Here is a 19,899-nt window from a genome sequence, read left to right as displayed (position 1 = left end):
ACGATTAAATATTTTTTGTATAATGAATGATCTTATGATACAGGTCTTCCGCAAGCGGCCCGCGGGCGATAGCCGTAAGGCTATCGCCGAGCTCTTTTTGACTGGCCGGTCCTATAACGATATTTACGGGGAGCGGGATACTTTGCAAAAAACGGAGTGCCAGTGAAGGAAGCTGTAGATGATGCTCCACCGCCATCTGATGGATGCCTGATGCCGTATCAATGTACCGTTGTTCTAACCACTCCGGCCGGGCTGCGGCAAAAGCGTTAAAGCATCTGCCCAGTAATCCCATATGAAGCGGGCTGGCCGCCCAATAGGCAATATTGCGGCTGCAGCACTCTGGCAGGGTGGTATCCAGTGCGTCAGTACAACAGGCGTTCAGCCGGTTGTATTCCATTACCACATCAAACATTCCTGCCTCAAGGTATTTAAGGAAAGAAGGCGGGTAATTGCCGCCCAATCCGATTTTCCTTGCATAGCCCTCCCGTTTGAAATCCATCATTTTTGCAATTGCCGGTCCGATCTCCGGTTCCGGGATCGCAGCCGGTTCGTGAAGAAACAACACATCAATTGCCGGTATCCCTAATATTTCAAGGCTGCCTTCCACACTTTTAACCATTGCCCCGGGTGTGTAATCATAAATGCCATGATCAGAAGCATAACTTTTTAAACGCCCTACCTTCGTACTGATGCGGGGCCGGGTACCCTTCCATTGCCGTAATGCCTCGCCCACTATTTGTTCCCCGTTACCATAAGCAGGCGCCGTGTCAATTGCGGAGATCCCGGCTTCAAGCGCATGAATAACCGTATGAACCGATGCTTCCGGGTCTACAGCGCCCCAAACACCTCCCAAACCAGCTGTTCCTAAAACATACTGCTGCAAAAAAAAGGGTGTATTCCCTTGTTCATTCATACGACATTCATTTGTTCTTCCGCGTAAAACTATTCCATTTTATACGATTCAGCCATTCCTATATTGCTTATTTCTTATGCTATTTTGCTTTCGGTGGCATTTTGATTAGGGTGGCCGGTATATTCAGGGCCTGCTGAATAAATCGGCCACCCACCCGGTAACGCTGCAGAAGCGTAAATTTACGTCCCGGCTAAAGAAACGGATACTTTTTTTGCAGGGGCGTCCGTTCACCTTGTGGCGGAGCGGTCCCTCAATAGGGTTATGCCCCCATAACCGGCGGCATAACCTCAGGTTCGTCTGCGATTGGTTTGCATGGAGCCCCGGAGGGGGCAACCGGGATCAGCGCTAAGCTTTACGCTTCGCTTAAATTAACGGCTGCACGATAACGACCGGGGATGCTACGCTTTGCCTCATGTAGTCCAATGACGAATTTTACCCGTAACGGTTTTTTGTTCCCGGGGCCGGAACTTTATTTGTAAATTGAAGCCGGTTTGAACAAACAAATCCTTAAAACAGCTTTCAATAAAACATGATCCATTTAGCCAAAGAACTCGCCGGACAATTCAGGGAAGTACATCTTACCGGCGACTGGGTTTCAACCACCAGCCTTAAAACGCAGCTGGAAGATCTTACATGGCAGCAGGCCACCAACCGCATTGGCGCACATAACACCATTGCAGCTCTTGCCTTCCATCTCAATTACTATATTGCCGGTATTATACAGGTACTGCAGGGAGGCCCCCTTGATATACATGACCGGTACAGTTTTGATGCACCCGCTATCCGGTCTGCAGAGGACTGGGATCTGCTAAGATCTAAATTATGGGCAGACGCGGAACAATTTGCCGCACTTGTGGAAGCAATGCCAGCCAGCGATCTGCACCTTCCGTTTGCTGATGAAAAATATGGAAGCAATTACCGGAACATTAATGCGATGATCCAGCATATTTATTATCACCTGGGGCAGATCACATTATTGAAAAAACTGGTAATACAACCCCTTTAATAATGATCTATGGGCTGTGAGCCCATCCGGAGCACCAGTTTTCCTCCCTTTGTAATACTCCCCCAATCAACAAACGGACGATGCAAAAGCCGGTCATTAAACCTTATGGATTGTACATAGCCATGTGCGGCACTGTTGGCCCTGGTTTGGACTACAAAGGTTTTGCCCTTATAGTACCGTTGATTTAAGCGGATCGTTACTTTATCAAACAACGGGCTGCCCACTCCCATTTCCGGATGGGGAGCCGTCAACCCTTTTACATCAAACAAACCGATCGAAGAAAGAACATACCAGGCCCCCAGCTGGCCCTGGTCCTCATCCTGTCCGAATCCATAGCCATGTACACCCTCAGTGCCATAGAACTGGTTGCAGATGGCGCGCACCCATTTTTGTGTAAGCGACGGCTTACCGGAAAAATTAAACAGCCAGGAAACATGCAGGTTAGGCTGGTTGCCATGGTTATACACACCGGCAATACCGGCAAACGCATCAATAGCAGCGCCTCCTCCGAACAATGCCTTTTGGGCAACGATAAAAACGCTATCCAGCCTCCGGTTAAAAGTCTGCCTTCCTGTTTTCCGTACCAATGCTTCAATATCGTGTGGCACAAAATAAGTATACTGCCAGGCATTACCCTCCTGGAACCCACGCCAGGGCTGGGAAGGATCAAATGGATCAATAAACTTCCCGCTGGCCAGCCGCGGCCTGACGAGCTTTAATTCCGGGTCATAAACCTTCTCCCAGGCCTTTGACAAACGCATCAGCGTTTCGTGATCTTTTTTCTTCCCCAGCAACCCGGCCCACTGTCCTACCGCATAACCGCTGAATGCATATTCCAACGTGTGCGAAACAGAGAACTGCCATAGCTCGGAGCCTCCCGTTCCCTTATCCAGGTGATTCACATACCCATATTTTAAGAACCGGTCTATATCCATTTTGCCCGCACCAAAAGGGCGGTCCTTCCATTCCAGCTCATTTTTTAATGCTGCCTGATACGCCAGCGGCACATCAAAGTCCCTGATCCCCGCCATATAGGCACTGGCGAAGACAAGCCCCATAAAATTCGTTCCTACCCCCGACACATACCGGCTGTTGGCAATACCATCGCCCAGCCAGCCCGCATCCTTATATACCAGCAACTGGCTCCTGATAAAGTCTGAATAATATTCCGGGTACACAAGGGCCCAAAGCTGTGCCAGGTTCCAGTAAATGCCCCAAACGGCATCGGTATTATAATGCTGATGCCTGGGCTTTCCGTTTTGATCCAGCGGGATCTGGCCAATGGTACCATCATTCCTGGGATAAGCGCCACTGACATCACTGGCCAGCCCGCGGCCCAGTACCGCATGATAGAGCCCTGTATAAAACTTTATGCGATCCGTCTTATTGGTTCCTTCCACAACAATACGGCCCAGGTAACCGTTCCATATTTTCCGGGACTGCGACCTGGCCTGATCAAACGAAAGGCCCGCAGCCTCCTCTTCCAGGTTCCGCCTTGCATTTGCAACCGAGGTATAGGATAAGCCCGCTTTAATAGTTACCGGTTCATTGTTTCCGGTAGCAAAACTCAGGTAGATCCCCGCTCCCTTACCGCCGGCCTCCGTGGCTCCGGCTTTTATATTTGATCCGTTAAAAGCACCACAGGCGGTATACTTCTTACTTACAACAGCTGAAAAATACATAGTCACAGACGCGCCGGGCTGATATTTCTGAACATAAGCGGGCAAGGTGGTTACCCATCCCTCTACCCGGCCATCCGGCAACAGGTATACTTTTGCATCTTTAACCGGGCCGCTTTCTCCCTGCTGGTTACCGATATCAAATAAAAGATGCGCCTCCTTTGATTCCGGGAAGGTATACCGGTGAAAGGCAACCCTTTTTGTTGCCGTCAGCTCTGCCCGGATCCGGTAGTCCTTCAGCCACACAGAATAATATCCCGCAGTGCTTATTTCCTCTTTATGATCAAACCGTGAACGGTAGCCGCTATCCGGGGCCTCCAGCTTTCCCGGAACAGTCTGCAACGCTCCCGTGATGGGAACAAAAACGATGCCCCCCACCTGGAATTCATGAAAATTGGGAAAGCCTTCAATTGAGGTATGGCGGTAATCATACCCTGTAGCCTCCCAGCCGCTTGCATTGCCATAGCTGCCGTTAGTAGATGGCGCCGGTTTGGCCATACCAAACGGGAGCGCCCCGGGGGTATAATGGAACCACCGGCAATGCGCCGTGCCAATATTCGGATCGACCAGTTGCGTAAAGTCTTCCTGCGCGGCCGATCGCAGACCCAATGCCATACCTGCGGCTGCTAAAAAAAATACAGGGATCCATGAATACTTCCTCATTACCGAATATTTGATGATACTATAAATTTTTCCAGGTCTGGCGCCAGGTCCTTCTTTAAGCCTGGCAGGCCACTCTTATTGATTACATAATACGGTGCCCGGACCGCAGCCCTTTCCAGATTTCCCGTTCTCCACATTCTCTGATGCGCATATTTCCAAACCCTGTCATTAACGATCTATTATTTGATCCTCCGCATCATCCGGCATGGCTGTTCCGGTTTCTTCAGGCAGCGGGTCCTTCCATTCGGCCTCTATCTGTTCCAGCGATTTGCCTTTTGTTTCCGGAAGCAGCCTGTACACGGTTATATACGCGATCACACCAAATGCCGCAAAGATCCAGAAAGTGGTACCGGTGCCCGCGGCTTTTAAAAGAACAGGCGTCAGCTGTCCTACGATCGTATCCGCGATCCACATCACCATAATACTGATGGCCATGGCCCTTCCGCGGATCTTACCCGGGAAGATCTCCGCCGCCACCACAAACTTCAGCGGCCCTATCGAAAAAGCAAAGCAGGCCAGGAATGCCATAACACATACCAGTAACCAGATCGTTGCAGTGGCTCCGGTTACGAAACAAAGCCCCGTAAAGAAGAGTGCCGCCGTTGCCCCCGCCGTGCCCCACAGGTACAGGGGCCTCCTGCCTGTACTGTCCACCTTCCACATGGCGATGAGGGTAAAAAGCATATTGGCAAAGCCAAAGATAACCTGGCTTAAAAAAGCGTTGCTCAGCGATACACCCGCATTGCTTAAGATGCTGGGACCATAATAAATAATGGCATTGATGCCGCTGAACTGCGAAAACAGCGGAAGCAATATTCCCAGCAGCAGCGCCTTTCGCCAGCGGGGCGATAACAGTTCCCTGTAAGAGCTGTCCTGGGCCTGGGGCAATGCGCTGCCTCCCAGGTCTTCCCCCGGAGCGATACTTTGTATGATAGCCCGTGCCGCTCCTGCCCGTCCCTGCTGCTGCAACCAGCGGGGGCTCTCCGGTACAAAAAACAATCCCAGCAAAAAAAGGACGGCGGGCAGCACCCCCACGCCCAGCATTGCCCTCCATACTTCCCGGCCGCCGATATGCTCCACCCAGCTCTCTGTGCCCCTGGCAGGATGACCAGCTGCATAATGAACCAGGCCGGCATTGCTGAGGTAGGCGATGAGAATACCCAGCGTTAAGGCAAACTGGTAAAAGGTCACCAGCCGCCCCCGCATCTTTGCCGGCGCTATTTCCGAAATGTACAGGGGCACTACATTTGAAGCCAGGCCAATGCCTACGCCTCCCAGAAACCGGAAAGCGATCACACCCGCCAGCGATGGTGCAAGAGCACAACCCAGTGCCGACAAAAAGAAAAATACCGCAGCAATGAATAAGGGCTTTTTTCTTCCCCAGCGATCACTCAGCTCCCCGGAAACGGCCACCCCCGCAATACAGCCAATGAGCGCTACCGAAACAAACCAGCCCTCTTCAAAGGCGGAAAGTGCAAACTGTTTCTGAAGGAACGGAAGCACACCCGAAACCACCGCCATATCAAATCCAAAAAGGAACCCGCCTAAAGAGGCTACCAGCGTGATCGTAAGAATTGAGGATCGCTTATTAAGTACCTTCATGTGTATTTTTTGTTTATACTTTTATATCCGTCTGCGAACAGCGCCAAATACCTATCCTCTCAGATGATCAATAGCGTCTTTGATAAATACCCGCAGCACACGTACCCTGCCTTTACCATTGTTGACCAGGGTATACTGCTTTGCTGCTTCAGGGATCACAAAGGTTTCCGCATAATAAAACACCGGTTCCTCCCCCCCGGTTTGCACTGTTATGGAGCTTCCCTCTACCAGCATCAAAACATTGCAGCTATCATTGGTTGTAAGCAACACCCGGGAATCAAACTCAAACCGGTGCACATCATAAAAATGATGGGGATGCGTGGGCAGGTGATACTGTTCCCAGTCGCTTCCCCTGTCAATGAGCCGGGGTTTTGCAATGAGCTCCCGTGTTACATAATCTCCTTTATACTCAAAACGCAGATTATTAAAAGCATGTTCGATATTGATGGGCCGGGGCGCACCATTCAGATCTACCTGCAGCCAGTCATACATCTTGAATGTAAAAATATAAGGCGTAGCGCTGATCTCCAATACAAGATTATCGGCGCCGGAGCTGTGCACCGTGCCGTTAGGGATCAGGAACAGATCATGGCGGTGCGCATCATGTACCTGCACAAATGCTTCCACCGCTACCGGTACGTTATTGGCCTGACTGTTTTCCAGCGCTGCACGGAAAGCATCCGGTTCAATATCCTCCCGGAAACCCAGGTATACTTTTGCATCATCCTTGCGATCCAGGATATAATAGGTTTCATCCTGGGTTATGTGTTCTCCGAAGTTTTTACGGATATACGGCAACCGGGGATGACATTGAATGGAAAGATTGCCGCCATCCCATGTATCGAGAAAATCGAACCTTACAGGAAATTCATCGCCGAAAAAGCCCGCGTGTTTGCCAATGACCTCCGTCCTGTTCCAGAGCATCAGGAAATCAAATGCCAGCTCCAACAGGCAGCCGCCGCTTTCCAGTACGATCCCGTTTTCCGGTACGATCAGCTCAAATGACCAGGCATAGTTGACCGCTTCCCGGTTCAGCCCGGGAATATGTTCTTTCATCCACTGCCCACCCCATGTACCCGGTTCAAACCAGGGACGCACACGAAAAACAGTTTGCGCCATGCGGCTTAACCCCTGGCGGATATCTGCTGCCAATGCCCAACTCAGTGTTCCGGACCATTGTGTATCGCCTATTACCACAATTTTATTAAGTATATCCTTTTTATGGGCATTATGTACTACCCAGTCTACAAAATAAAAACGCTTGTACATTCCCGCCGGTGATGTTGGTGCAGCAGCGCCCAGGTTGGTGATGGAGCCGGCCCGCATCCGGTACTGTATTTCATTTCTGGGCACATCCAGGTATACCACCGGTGCATCCCAGCCACAAAGTGCCGCGCCGGCGCCGAGCACGATCGTACAGCCGGCGGCCGCATCTGCCTGAATGCTCCTTAAGTCATCCATATCAAAAAAATCGGCCAGCGAACGGCTACAACGGGTACCCCATACGGCATTTTCCTCCCCCAGGAAAGGCGCTATCAACGCGTTAACCTGGTCTTCGGGTTTCAAATAGCCGGCGGTAAAGATCCACTGCACAGAAGCACCTATTTCAAGCAATACCTTATTCAATGAGTTGTATACGTCCTCCCACAGCACCCCGCTATAGCCGTCAATAATAACCCTTTTCTCCCGGAGGATCCATTGCGCCAGTCCCTCATAACCTTTGCAGATCCTGCCGGAGCCCAGCGCATGAAAAGGATACATTGTATAACCCGCCCGCTCTGTACCGGCCTGCTGCTGGGGCATCAGCGGCTGCCCGCTTTTCCGGAACCTTTGCATTTGTCCTGTATCTTCACCGGTCTGTCTCATTTCCGTCATAATAAAATAGTTATTATTTACAATAGTGCTTATAAAACAGCAGTTACAAAATTTTTATACCGCACCCCTCCTGCCAGGCAGTTCCGCCCCCGGTATGTACGATAAACAGTAGGCATTCACCCTAAAAAACGGGCATATCCTCCAATACGTTCAATCGCTTTTACCGGCAGGTTTTCAGGGCAGAAGAAGCATACAGACAAATGTACATACATTTAAACAAGCATTCAAGAGTTTTTTTTCTTAACTTTATGGTTTTTATGAAACTATCTCTCGATCATACCAATCACATCCCACTTTACCTGCAGGCGGAACAGCTGCTTCGCGACCTGATCAAAGACCCTGAATATGTAAACGGGAAGCTGTTGCCCAACGAGATAGACCTTGCCCGGCAACTGGCCATATCCCGTACCACCCTGCGGCAGGCCATCAATAAATTAGTATATGACGGCTTGCTGATCCGGAAAAAAGGGATCGGTACCCGGGTTGCAGGCATTACAGTAAGTTCGAGATCCAATAACTGGCTCAGCTTTTCGCAGGAGATGCATGCCCGTGGCATACCCATTAAAAATTACGAGCTACATATCAGCTGGGTAATACCCGAGGATGTTGTCATCGATTTTTTCCAGATCCCTTCGGGTAAAAAGGTACTAAAGCTGGAGCGGCTGCGCGGCCGTCCCGAAAACCCGTTCGTTTATTTTGTCTCTTATTTTCATCCCCGCGTAGGACTAACAGGAGAAGAGGATTTCAGTACCCCTTTGTATGAAATTCTTGAGAAAAAATACCATATCATCGCCAATCTCTCCAAAGAAGAGATCAGCGCAAAACCCGCTTCAAAAATCATCGCGGATAAACTGGAGATCGCAGCCGGAGATCCTGTTCTTTTCAGGAAACGGTTTGTATTTGATCATGGCGACCGCCCTATTGAATATAATCTTGGCTATTACCGTGCAGATTCTTTTGTTTATACAGTAGAAAGCCGGAGGGAATAACCCGGGGAAATGGGGCGTTAAGGCTTAACGCCGGATCCGTTTTACGCACCGGTTCCGAAACTTCGCATATTTGCCGGGGTAAACCGCTACTTCCCAAACGGGTGATACTCCAATAGCCGCCGGTTCGCTGGTGATTGGTGTATATTGAACCCCTCCGGAATCACACTCATTAACCACGCATTTCTCGCCCAGTTAGAGCCCGTTTAAGATTGAAGGGACAAGACCGGTATATAAGGATCCGGGCGCCACAGGCGCCACGTGTTTATAGAATTGTAATCATAGCGCAACCGGCTCCACAGGATGCCGCGTAACACGGGGCGTCCTACGGGGCCCGATCCGAATAATGAAACATGCTATAAACAGGTACCCCGTCCGGAGCACCAATCCCGGGATTGACGGTAGCAATTTCAGCAACCGTTTTTCATTGGACAATATGGATCTCTAAGGTTCTGTTCCCGAACCTGTGCATATGCCGATTTATAGGGAACGGAGAAAAGCAAAAACTTCATTCGGGTTTCTCTCAAGTCTTCATCATCGCTGTCCGGAGAGTCTGGTCACTTATGAAAGCCAGGCACAACAACAGGGAAACATCCGTTCAGCATAATTGAGGAACCCTCTACTATGATCAAATTGTTGTATCACATTGAATATTGTTGCAACCCGTTGAAGACCGTTGAACTTGCAGCAACGGATTGGCAAAGGCTGAACGCTAATACCGGATTCCTTACCTTGCAGCCTAAAAAAAAGCCTGCAACGAAAGATCATTCATATCGACATGGATGCGTTCTACGCTTCGGTGGAACAGCGCGACTTCCCGGAATACCGCGATCAGCCGATCGTAGTGGGGGGCAGTCCTGAAGGGCGCGGAGGCGTAGTGGCAACCGCCAGTTACGAGGCCCGCAGATTCGGGATCCGCTCTGCAATGTCTTCCAAAACAGCGCAGCGGCTCTGCCCGCAGGCTATTTTTGTATTTCCGCGGTTCGACGTTTATAAGGCCGTATCCCGGCAGATACATCAGATCTTTCACCGCTATACCGATCTGATTGAACCGCTGTCCCTGGACGAAGCTTACCTGGACGTAACAGAAGACAAACAGGGCATCGGGTATGCTATGGAAATTGCAACCGCGATAAAACAATCGATAAAAGAAGAACTGGGGCTCACCGCATCTGCCGGGGTATCCGTTAATAAGTTTGTCGCCAAAATTGCCTCCGATATGGAAAAGCCAGACGGGCTCACTTTTATCGGTCCTTCAAAGATTGAAGCATTTATGGAACGGCTGCCTGTAGAAAAATTCTACGGCGTAGGAAAAGTCACAGCCGCTAAAATGAAAAAAATGGGACTTCATACCGGTGCCGATCTCAAAAATCTTTCCGAAGCTGAGCTCATCCGGCATTTTGGCAAACCCGGTAAATTTTACTACCAGATCGTGCGAGGCATTGACGACCGGCCGGTGGAGCCGGACAGGGAAACCAAATCCATCAGCGTGGAAGACACCTACCAGGAAGACCTGACCACCAAAGAAAGTATGCTCCAGGAATTAGAGACCCTGACGGAAAAGCTGGCAGACCGCCTGTCCCGGGCAGGGCTAAAAGGCCGGACGGTAACTGTTAAATTCAAGTTCCATGATTTTGTTATCAACACGCGGAGCCATTCCCTCCTTACCCCCTTCAACGACAGCATCCGTATATTTGATACCGTCCGCATTATCCTGGATAAGACCGACCTTACGCTGAAAAAAGTGCGGTTACTGGGTGTAGGACTATCTAACTTTGAATCTCCCGGTGAGCAAAACAGTCCTGCACACCAGGCCAACCAGTTAAGACTGTTTTAACATCCATCGTCTTTTGCAATCCTGCGGTTCCATTTCCACGCCAGACACCCGGGCAGGGGCAGCCGGTAACAGGCCAATATAAAAAAAAGGCCTGCCCTGAAAAGAGCTGGCCGTTGCTAACCTATGAAAAACACCGGATGCAAGGTACAGAAATTATTTTAAAAACAAAAAAGATTAATTTTGCCTGTTTTATGATCACAGGTTACCGAGGTTTTTATATCATTTTGCTTCTTATGATCGCATGTGCGTCCTGCAGGAAGGTGATCCATCCCCGTTTATCCGCACCCGGCGCAGCCCCGGTTGTGATACAGGCCACACTTTCCGGCCGGAAAGATTCTGCCGTTGTATTTATTTCTGAGACCCTGGATATTTACGCGCCCAATGTATATGTGGGAAAAGAAGGTGCTACTGTTTCTATAATGCGGGGCGACAGCCTTCCGGTGCAGCTTACCCCGCTCGGAAACGGCCGGTATGCAGGATATCTCAGGACCATTCCCCTGCAGGATTATTTCCTGAGGGTTGACCTGGACGGAGCCTCCTACACGGCGGCCACCCAAATGCCTCCGAAAGTAAAATTTGACTCGCTCTTTATTACCCACCGGAATGTACTGGGAAGAAACCTGCGGATACCAACCGTTCTCTTTACCGACCCGCCCGGTGAAGAGAACTATTACCGGTTCATTCTCTCCGTTGACGGCTTTGAAAGCACTACGATCTTTATTGAAACAGACCGGCTGTTCAATGGCAACAAAATGACGCTGGAGTTAGCAGATCTTTTTACAGACAGTGATGCTCCTACTTTCGTTGATAAATACGATAAAGTGATCGTAGAGATGCAATGCATCAGCAAACAAACCTACCAGTACCTTTACGAGCTGAGGGAAAGCGCACTGGGACAGGGTAACAGTCTAAACCCCGGCAATCCCCGGTCAAACCTTACGGGGGGAGCGCTCGGTTATTTTAGCGTGCACAGCTCGGAAAACAAAATTATCTTTTCCGACTAAGAGCCTGTTTAAATTTTATTGATGGAATTTATTATGAAGCTATTTTGGAGCGAAACAAGGAAAATTTTGCAGGCATAGTAGGCCACTATGGCGAAAAATTTAACGCAGTTGCAGCCCAAAACAGCCATAATAAAGCCATTGAATGAATTTTAAACAGGCTCTTAAATCCCCTGCGCTTCCGGAAAAAAGAAGGTTTCAGCATACAGCATTCAGAAAAAACAGCATTGAGCCCCGGCTGTCAGGGCAAGCGCATCTAATTTCAGCGTTGTTCTGCTCCGGGGGAGCAACTTGTTTATAGCAATGTGCTGTTTTGATCACCCCATTTAGATGCGTTTGCCCTGCCCTGGTGCCTTAAGCCGGAACAATTATTAATAATTATATTTGAGCCTTATTATCATACAACAACCCTGTTTTTATGGAGATCCGCCAAATTTATCTGCATGAAGCAGCGCTCGTCGTGAACCTGTTTGACCAGTACAGGGTCTTTTACAAACAGGCATCGGACCTGAAAAGAGCGCAACAGTTTATTGAAGCGCGGCTGGGCAATAATGAATCGGTTATTTTTGTGGCCTTTGCAGAGCTGAACGGGCAAAAGCATCCCGTCGGCTTTACACAGCTTTACCCAACCTATTCTTCTGTAAGGACAATCAGGAACTGGATCCTGAATGATCTTTTTGTTCAGGATGCCTTCCGGGAAAATGGTATCGGGGAAGCCCTGATCCGCAGGGCCATGCAATTTTCCGTTGCCTCCGGTGCGCATTTCCTGCAGCTGGAAACCGCCGTAGATAATCTTACGGCGCAAAAGCTTTATGAACGCATCGGGTTCCGGCAGAAGCAACCGGATACCGATTTCCTGGTATACCGGATCCCGCTTATCTGACAAGAACAGATGCCCGTCATAGTTGGCCATTTGCCGGATTGCCTTTAACTTTACGCAAAACGATCATTTCATGTCATTACTTAACCAGAAAGGACAAAAAGACAAAAAGAATAAAGATAAAAAAGGCGGTGCCGCCGGATCTGCCAATTCAAAATTCATCCAAAAACCCAAGAGCGCGGGTTTTGTAAGCAAACAACAGAATACCGGCTCACAGCGGGGCAGCTGATCGCTAATCAAATTGTTCCAGTACTTTAAAATGCTTCCGGGAGGCACGCAGGAAGGCTTTTCCTTTCAGGAAAGACCAGTAGGGAATTCCGTGCTTATTATTATACCGGCTAATGGTATACAGTGCCTTCCAGTGCTGTAAGATCACTTTGTAGGCTGCGCTCAGCCGCATATTGCAATCGTAAATATGATTCGGTTCGGCGCCGGCTCCGTTAAACTCCAGCACTGTAAAGTTCCTGCCGGCCTTCAGATCTTCTATAGATGCCGTTTTGATATCATAACGGCCATAAAAAAAACTTTGATTATAATGGCTGAGCCGGTCAAAGACCCGGAGGAGGTGCTCATCTATTTCCGTATGCAGGTTCGTAAACCGGGCACCCCGGTTATGATTGCCCGCATATGACAGGTAAAATATTTCCTGGTCGGGCAGCACACGGTCATAACGGTGTTGATGCCGGTGCTCCATTTCCTGCAACCGGTACCGGGCCCGGGGATGCTGCTCAATCAGCTGTTTTAGGGTGCTCTTCCCATCCCCCTTCACCTGCAGTAATTCTTTATGGATAAAGCCGGAGACCACGCCTTTTTTTTCCCATGGATAGCGGTAATAAAAAACACTCACCTCTACCGGGTAGTCAACTTTTTCCTGCGCGATATACTCCACCGGCATACGGGTATGATATTTCCGGAGTTGCTGCTCATCCTCAATAACGCGGAAGAGGATCCCCTTCATTCCCACATCCGGTTTTACCACGAACGGATATTGCAGTCCCGACGCTGTTAACTGTTCCTGTACTTTTTCAAAAGGGATACCATCCCGGATATAGATTGTACGAGGTATGACTTCTGCAGGGAGCTGTTCGTACATTTCCTTTTTCCCCTCCCCTTCAAACCCGCCAAAGGCAATGGTAGGATTGCTGGGTGTAAAAAACCAGAAAGACCTGCTACGCAAACAGTACCAAAGCCAAACAAAGCTTATGGGGGCGTACAGTAAATTAAAATTCCACAGTTCCCAGTTAGCAATCCTCTTAAAAAAATTCTTTACACTCATTAATAAAATATGCGCAAATATAAGCATCCCCCTGCGGGGAATGTAAAATATCCAATTTAAAAGTACAGAAGAGCCCCTTTGTTACAATCCTCATTGAATATTTCTCATTTTACATTTCTACATTCCCTCCGTACCTTCGTGGACAATTGAATGATAAGAGCATGAGTATAGTTACCGTAGCGGAATTGTTTGCCCGGGGAGAGAGCCCGGAAGTGTTATTCTGGGTAGGATGTGCCGGAAGTTTTGATCAGCGTGCCCAGCGCATTACCCGTGCATTTACTGCCATGCTGGACAAAACGGGGATCAGATACGCCATCCTCGGCAAGGAGGAGATGTGTACCGGAGACCCGGTGCGGCGGGCGGGCAATGAATTCATGTTCCAGATGATGGCCTACCAGAACATACAGGTATTGAACGGTTACAATATTAAAAAGATCGTTACGGCCTGCCCCCATTGTTTCAACACACTCAAAAACGAATACCCGGCGCTGGGGGGAAATTACGAGGTTATCCATCACACTACATTCCTGCAGCAACTGATCGAAGAAGGCCGCATCAAGCTGAAAGAAGGAGGCTCCTTTAAAGGGAAAAAGATTACTTACCACGACAGTTGCTACCTGGGCCGCGCCAATGATATTTACGAAGCGCCACGGAAAGTGCTGGAAATGCTGGATGCCGAACTCGTCGAAATGAAACGCTGCGGCAGCAAAGGATTATGCTGCGGAGCCGGCGGCGCGCAAATGTTCAAGGAAGAGGAAAAAGGAACCACCCGCATCAACCTGGAACGGAGTAAGGAAGCGATCGATACCGGTGCATCTATTATTGCCGCAGCCTGCCCCTTCTGTAATACCATGATCACCGACGGCGTTAAGAACGCAGAAAAAGAAGATAGTGTGGAGGTGCTGGATATTGCGGAGATCATTGCCAGCGAACTGGAATAGGCATTTACCCGAAATCAATCTTATGGTTACAAATATTTCAAAGATCACCATCAATGCCGCACCACAACAGGTTTGGGATGCACTAACCCTGCCGGAGCAGGTAAAGCAATGGCAATACGGAAGTGAGCTAACCACCAGCTGGGAGCCCGGAAGTCCGATCCGCTTTACAACAAAATGGGAAGATACGATCTTTGAACAGTGGGGAACTATAATTGACATTCAGCCTTATACAAGCATTTCCTATAATTTATTTGCACCAAGGCCCGGGCTGGAAGACCGGCCGGAGCACTATTTTATAATGAACTACCTGCTAACGGAAAAAGACGGCGGCACCGAGCTGGAGATCCGGCAGCTCGACGACCGTCCCGGGGCCAAACAGGAACCACCCCAGGGGGAGGAGAACCCGGTGCTGCAAAACTTAAAAAAAGTGGCTGAGCTGAACGAAGCAGCCCGTTTTCCTGTTATACCTGAAACAAAAACAATGAATTTAGCATATAAACATCTTTTAAATCCTGGTTTTTCACCTTATTCAAGGGTATGGGTCTACCAATCCAGCCGTCTGCTCAGCCTTTCAGAGGCATTTGAAGCAGAAGACCTGATCCGGGAATTTGTGGGCTCCTGGGCGAGCCATAGCGACGAGGTAAAGGCCGAAGGACATCTTTTCTTCGGGCAATTTGTTGTGCTCATTGCAGATGAAACGCTTATAAAAGTAAGTGGCTGCAGCACCGACAGCTCCGTCCGTTTTTTGAAGAAATTGGGCGAAACCTTCAAAGTCGATTTTTTTGACCGGCAGAACCTGGCATTTGTAAAGAACAATAAAATAGAGATCGTTCCGCTTTCGCAGGTCAAATATGCCCTGCAGCATCAAATACTCACGCCGGATACGCTCTACTTCAACAACCTCGTGCTGAACCGGTCTGAACTGGAAAATGACTGGATCATCCCTGTAAAGAACAGCTGGCTGGCAAAAAAAACAGGCATTGCTGTCTGAACGGTAAAACGGCATTACCGGCAGCAGGAACGCCTCCGAGTTGGTAAAAAATGAACAATCCTTATATTTGTTCCTCAAAACATTAAACAAGGAAACTGAATATGTCCAAAGAGATGGAAGATTTTGATGCCGACCTGAGCGGGGCTGGTCAGGATAAAGATAAAACAGGTTGGTTCAAAAGAATCAAAAAAGGTATTCTTACCAAAACATCCGAAAAACGGGAAACGCAGGAAGGGCTTTGGACAAAATGCCCTGAATGCAATTATATTTCCACGCAAACCGAGCTTAAGGAGCAGCAATACGTATGCCCCAAATGCGGATACCATCACCGCATCAGCAGTCTCCAGTACTATGATATCCTGTTCGACGATAAAGAGTATACAGAACTGTTCAATAATATCCGCGGCAGGGATTTCCTGGGCTTTACCGATCTGAAACCTTATAAAAAAAGACTGGAAGACTTCTGGAGCAACACCAATATGGATGATTCCATGCGGGTGGCTGTTGGAAAAGTAGAGGGCGAAGGAATTGTGATCGCCGCCATGGATTTTGCTTTCATCGGGGGATCCCTGGGGAGCGTGGCAGGAGAAAAATTTGCAAGGGCCGTAGACCATTGCATCCGGCACCGGCTGCCTTTTATGTGTATTTGCAAGAGCGGAGGCGCCCGTATGATGGAGAGCGCGTTCTCCCTGATGCAGCTGGCCAAAACCAGCGGCAAGCTTTCCCAGCTTACAGATGCACAACTTCCTTACATCTCGTTCTTAACCGATCCTTCCTTTGGGGGCATTACGGCATCTTTTGGTATGCTGGGCGATCTGAACATCGCAGAACCGGGCGCCCTTATCGGCTTTGCCGGTCCCCGCGTGATCAAAGAAACCATCAAAAAAGATCTCCCGGAAGGCTTTCAGCGCAGTGAGTTCTTACTCGAGCATGGGTTCCTGGACTTTATTGTGAACCGGAAAGACCTGAAGCATAAGCTGGCTACCGTTCTCCGGCATTTTAAAAATTAATTTTGGGCCGGGCATCCGGTCAGGCATCAGCCCCGTTGCGTCGCACACTTATACGCCGGTGCATGGGGCAGCCGGAATCATCAGTTACAACAACGTTTAAACGCATCAGCTTTTAAGCCTGGAACTTCAAACCTTAAACATTAAACTCCGTTGGCCAACCAACTCTCCATAAAGAACCGTTCCGCATACTACGAGTATTTTATAGATGCTACCTACCAGGCCGGCGTTGCCTTGCTGGGTACCGAAGTAAAATCCCTGCGGGAAGGTAAGGCCAGCTTTAATGATAGTTACTGCATCATTCACCAGGGAGAGATCTGGCTTAAGAGCCTGCACATCTCCCCCTATTCTCATGGTACGGTCAATAATCACAACCCGGACCGCGACAGGAAGTTACTGCTCCAGAAACGGGAGATCAAGAAGATCGAAGCCAAACTAAAAGAGAAAGGATATACACTTATCCCCTTACGTATTTTCCTTAACGAAAACCGCCTGATCAAAATTGAGATCGGCCTGGCCAAAGGAAAAAAACTCTACGACAAACGCGAGAGCATCAAAAAACGGGATGTGGAGCGCGATCTGAAGCAATACCTGAAGTAGGCAACGGGCAGTTTTCAGTCTTCAGCAGTCCGTTATCAGGATCCTTTAAACAATATTCAACAATGTTCCGCCACGTTAAACCAGGCCCCCTCCTGTGATCTTCGAGGGGTGAAACACGGATCTGACGTGAAACTTTAAACCCTGAACTCAAACAAAAAAATGATCCATGAGCAGTGAAACACGGCTCAAACCCCGTCCATGCTAAAACACCAGCGGGTACGTTTTACCGGCGATCGTCTGAAGCCGTTTCTCTGCAGCGCCATACCGGATCATACAGGGGCCGCCGTTTCTTGAAAAAAGGCTGGCGCTGACCAGTTTTTTATCGTTCCATTTCATGTTCACCACAAACCCACCTCTTGCCACCAGGCCCTTTACTTCCCCATCGGCCCATTCGTCCGGCAATGCCGGCAGCAACTCCGTATACCCCTGGTGGCTTTGCAGCAACATTTCGGCAATGGCCGCCCCGCCACCAAAATTGCCATCGATCTGGAACGGCGGATGCGCCCCAAACAGGTTGCTGTAAACACCGCCACCGCCCATTTTTACAGACGCATCCTTACCCACATAGTGCATTAATTTCTTCACCGCATCATAAGCACGTTCTGCGTTCTGCAAACGGGCCCACAAAGCTATGCGCCAGGTGATAGCCCAGCCGGTGCCATCGTTGGTGCGTACCCTGAGCGATTGCCGGACAGCGGCAGCCAGCTCCGGAGTTTGGGAGGTGGTGATCGTGCTTCCGGGGTAGGCTCCAAATAAATGCGACAGGTGCCGGTGCCTGGGATCCTCATCTTTCCAATCGTGGTACCATTCCTGCAGGTTGCCCTCCCGGCCTACCTGGTAGGGATATAGTTTTGCAAGCGCCCCTCTTACCCGGTTTTGCAGGCCTGCATCCATCTCCAGGAGCTGCGCTGCCTGTAAGTAGCCGTTCAGCAATTCCCGGATCATGGCCAGGTCGGCCGTACTGCCGTATAGTGTTTGCCCGTGGTAGCCCTGGTCGGTAATATAAACATTCTCCGGTGAGGTAGAGGGCGCCGTAACCAGGTACCCTTTCTTATCAGCAGTTAAAAAATCCAGGCAAAACTGAACAGCGCCTTTCATCAGCGGGTAGGCCTGTTGCTGCAGAAAAACCCGGTCCCTTGTAAACGCATAGTGCTCCCACAAATGGGTGCTCAGCCAAACCCCGCCCATGGGCCAGTTGGCCCAGCAGGGAGCACCCTGGCCATAATCACCTACCGGGTTGCTAAGCCCCCAGATATCCGTATTGTGATGGCATACCCAGCCACCGGCATTATAAAAATTACGGGCAGTAGCCGCGCCGTTCTTTGCCAGCCGTTTCATAAAATCGAACAACGGCTGATGCAGCTCACTAAGGTTGCCGGTTTCGACGCCCCAGTAGTTCATTTCCGCATTGATGTTGGTAGTATAGTTGCTGCTCCAGGGCGGGCGGGTAAGCTCATTCCAGATCCCCTGCAGGTTGGCCGGCTGGCCACCGGGCCTGGAGGAGCTGATCAGCAGATACCGGCTAAACTGGTAAAACAACGCAATAAGGCTGTTATCCGTGTTACCGGCAGCAAAACGGTTCAGCCGCTCAATGGTCGGCAATTTTTCATTTTCTGCGTCGCCCAGGTACAGCGAAACGCGGTCAAAATACTTACGGAAGTCATTGGTATGCGCCGTCAGCAGCGATGCATAATTTTTAGCAGACGCTTTTGCAAGACTGGCTGCAGCCAGCGCTTTTTCATTACGCCCCTCTGTACCTGGATTTTTGTCAAACCCATTATAGCTGGTGGCCATCGACAGCAGCAAGACCACCTCGGTAGCATTGCGCACCTGCAAAACCGTATCGGACCATTGCTGTGCGCCATCATTCTTCAGCAGCTTTAAGGAGGCATTAAAACGCATGGCATTAACCGTGTCATAAACGATCGCATTCTTTATGTCTCCCCGGTAATTGGGCTCTGCATGAATGGGTGCCCAGCCATTCAGTTGCAGCATTCCGTTCTGAATGGAACTGCCGGCCTTTATTTTACTACTAAAGCGGCAGGAAAAGCTGAGCCTGTTGCTCCCTTTTGCAGTTAGCCGCATCACAATAACCTGGTCCGGGTAAGAGGCAAAGACCTCGCGCGTATAAACTGTACCGTTTATGGTATAGCTGGTTTTTGCAACAGCCCGCCGAAGATCCAGCTCCCGGCGGTAGTCCGTAACCGTTCCCTCCTCACTAAATTTAAAATTAAGGCTTCCCAGCGGCGCATAGGATTCGGTAAACGGCCCCTGCATCCGCCGCACCAGGGAATCAGCACTTCTATAATCTTCGTTAAACAGGGCATCCCGTACCGGCTGCAGGTATTTATATGCGGCCGGGTTAATGGTATCGGCGCGTAAAGGCCGGCCGGCCCAAAGCGTTGCTTCGTTCAGCGAAAGCCTTTCTTCCGGCACACCACCGTATACCATGGCTCCCAGCCTCCCGTTGCCAACCGGCAGGGCCTCCTCAAAAGCCTCCGCCGGTTTTGTATACCACAACTTCAATGCATCGGGTGTTTGTGCCTGCACGCACTGCAAAAATACAAGCCCCAATAAGGTACCGTAAACACGCATTGTTCTTATCATATTTTAAAAAGTTTAGATCCTTTTATTGGCCACTG

The 19,899-nt window shown here is 49.6% G+C and carries 16 protein-coding genes; 10 read left to right on the top strand and 6 right to left on the bottom strand.

Features of this window, described 5'->3' with window-relative positions:
- Window positions 1-4: 4 nt before the first annotated feature.
- Window positions 5-913, bottom strand: a complete 909-nt coding sequence (locus BLS44_RS10975; RefSeq protein ID WP_090390112.1) for an aldo/keto reductase — start codon at window positions 911-913, stop codon at window positions 5-7.
- Between the two features lie 529 nt (window positions 914-1,442).
- Here BLS44_RS10975 and BLS44_RS10970 point away from each other — a divergent pair.
- Window positions 1,443-1,919, top strand: a complete 477-nt coding sequence (locus BLS44_RS10970; RefSeq protein WP_090390111.1) for a DinB family protein — start codon at window positions 1,443-1,445, stop codon at window positions 1,917-1,919.
- Here the strand turns inward: BLS44_RS10970 and BLS44_RS10965 are convergent.
- The 3 genes from BLS44_RS10965 to BLS44_RS10955 form a co-directional block, all read right to left on the bottom strand.
- Window positions 1,916-4,261: a GH92 family glycosyl hydrolase gene (locus tag BLS44_RS10965; RefSeq protein WP_090390110.1), complete on the bottom strand. Its 2,346-nt coding sequence runs from the start codon at window positions 4,259-4,261 to the stop codon at window positions 1,916-1,918. The genes BLS44_RS10970 and BLS44_RS10965 overlap by 4 nt on opposite strands.
- Before the next feature lie 168 nt (window positions 4,262-4,429).
- Window positions 4,430-5,863, bottom strand: a complete 1,434-nt coding sequence (locus BLS44_RS10960) for a sugar porter family MFS transporter (RefSeq protein WP_090390109.1) — start codon at window positions 5,861-5,863, stop codon at window positions 4,430-4,432.
- Between the two features lie 51 nt (window positions 5,864-5,914).
- Complete coding sequence (locus BLS44_RS10955; RefSeq protein WP_090390108.1) at window positions 5,915-7,738, bottom strand: class I mannose-6-phosphate isomerase; 1,824 nt, start codon at window positions 7,736-7,738, stop codon at window positions 5,915-5,917.
- 257 nt (window positions 7,739-7,995) lie between these two features.
- On the opposite strand from BLS44_RS10955, the gene BLS44_RS10950 reads away from it, so the two are divergent.
- The 5 genes from BLS44_RS10950 to BLS44_RS26510 all read left to right on the top strand — a co-directional run bounded on the left by BLS44_RS10950 (window position 7,996) and on the right by BLS44_RS26510 (window position 12,671).
- Window positions 7,996-8,727 (top strand): GntR family transcriptional regulator, encoded by a 732-nt coding sequence (locus BLS44_RS10950; RefSeq protein WP_090390301.1) that lies wholly within the window; start codon window positions 7,996-7,998, stop codon window positions 8,725-8,727.
- Window positions 8,728-9,439: 712 nt separating this feature from the next.
- On the top strand, window positions 9,440-10,561 hold the full coding sequence (gene dinB / locus BLS44_RS10945; protein ID WP_317039719.1) for a DNA polymerase IV: 1,122 nt from the start codon (window positions 9,440-9,442) through the stop codon (window positions 10,559-10,561).
- A gap of 233 nt (window positions 10,562-10,794) precedes the next feature.
- Window positions 10,795-11,565 (top strand): DUF4249 family protein, encoded by a 771-nt coding sequence (locus BLS44_RS10940; RefSeq protein WP_176954381.1) that lies wholly within the window; start codon window positions 10,795-10,797, stop codon window positions 11,563-11,565.
- A gap of 415 nt (window positions 11,566-11,980) precedes the next feature.
- Entirely contained in the window at window positions 11,981-12,445 is a 465-nt protein-coding gene (locus tag BLS44_RS10935; RefSeq protein ID WP_090390105.1) for a GNAT family N-acetyltransferase, read from the top strand.
- A 70-nt stretch (window positions 12,446-12,515) separates the two neighbouring features.
- Window positions 12,516-12,671 (top strand): hypothetical protein, encoded by a 156-nt coding sequence (locus BLS44_RS26510; RefSeq protein WP_176954380.1) that lies wholly within the window; start codon window positions 12,516-12,518, stop codon window positions 12,669-12,671.
- Window positions 12,672-12,674: 3 nt separating this feature from the next.
- Here BLS44_RS26510 and BLS44_RS10930 read toward each other — a convergent pair whose 3' ends face one another.
- The gene (locus tag BLS44_RS10930) at window positions 12,675-13,718 is read right to left on the bottom strand and encodes an ATP-grasp domain-containing protein (RefSeq protein ID WP_090390300.1); all 1,044 of its coding nucleotides are present in this window, start codon (window positions 13,716-13,718) and stop codon (window positions 12,675-12,677) included.
- A gap of 161 nt (window positions 13,719-13,879) precedes the next feature.
- On the opposite strand from BLS44_RS10930, the gene BLS44_RS10925 reads away from it, so the two are divergent.
- The 4 genes from BLS44_RS10925 to smpB all read left to right on the top strand — a co-directional run bounded on the left by BLS44_RS10925 (window position 13,880) and on the right by smpB (window position 17,257).
- Window positions 13,880-14,659 (top strand): (Fe-S)-binding protein, encoded by a 780-nt coding sequence (locus tag BLS44_RS10925; RefSeq protein ID WP_090390299.1) that lies wholly within the window; start codon window positions 13,880-13,882, stop codon window positions 14,657-14,659.
- A gap of 22 nt (window positions 14,660-14,681) precedes the next feature.
- The gene (locus tag BLS44_RS26790) at window positions 14,682-15,650 is read left to right on the top strand and encodes an SRPBCC family protein (RefSeq protein ID WP_218127732.1); all 969 of its coding nucleotides are present in this window, start codon (window positions 14,682-14,684) and stop codon (window positions 15,648-15,650) included.
- 101 nt (window positions 15,651-15,751) lie between these two features.
- A complete protein-coding gene (gene accD / locus BLS44_RS10910; RefSeq protein WP_090390104.1) occupies window positions 15,752-16,660 on the top strand; it encodes an acetyl-CoA carboxylase, carboxyltransferase subunit beta in 909 nt (302 codons plus the stop codon).
- A gap of 150 nt (window positions 16,661-16,810) precedes the next feature.
- Window positions 16,811-17,257 (top strand): SsrA-binding protein SmpB, encoded by a 447-nt coding sequence (smpB, locus tag BLS44_RS10905; protein ID WP_090390103.1) that lies wholly within the window; start codon window positions 16,811-16,813, stop codon window positions 17,255-17,257.
- 201 nt (window positions 17,258-17,458) lie between these two features.
- Here the strand turns inward: smpB and BLS44_RS10900 are convergent, their stop codons facing one another.
- The gene (locus BLS44_RS10900; RefSeq protein ID WP_090390102.1) at window positions 17,459-19,864 is read right to left on the bottom strand and encodes a glycoside hydrolase family 95 protein; all 2,406 of its coding nucleotides are present in this window, start codon (window positions 19,862-19,864) and stop codon (window positions 17,459-17,461) included.
- Window positions 19,865-19,899: the final 35 nt, after the last annotated feature.

The organism is Niabella drilacis, from assembly GCF_900101395.1.
In the GTDB taxonomy this organism is placed as follows: Bacteria; Bacteroidota; Bacteroidia; order Chitinophagales; family Chitinophagaceae; genus Niabella; species Niabella drilacis.
Note: the sequence above shows the minus strand (reverse complement) of the source record. Positions and strands in the feature narration are given on the sequence as shown.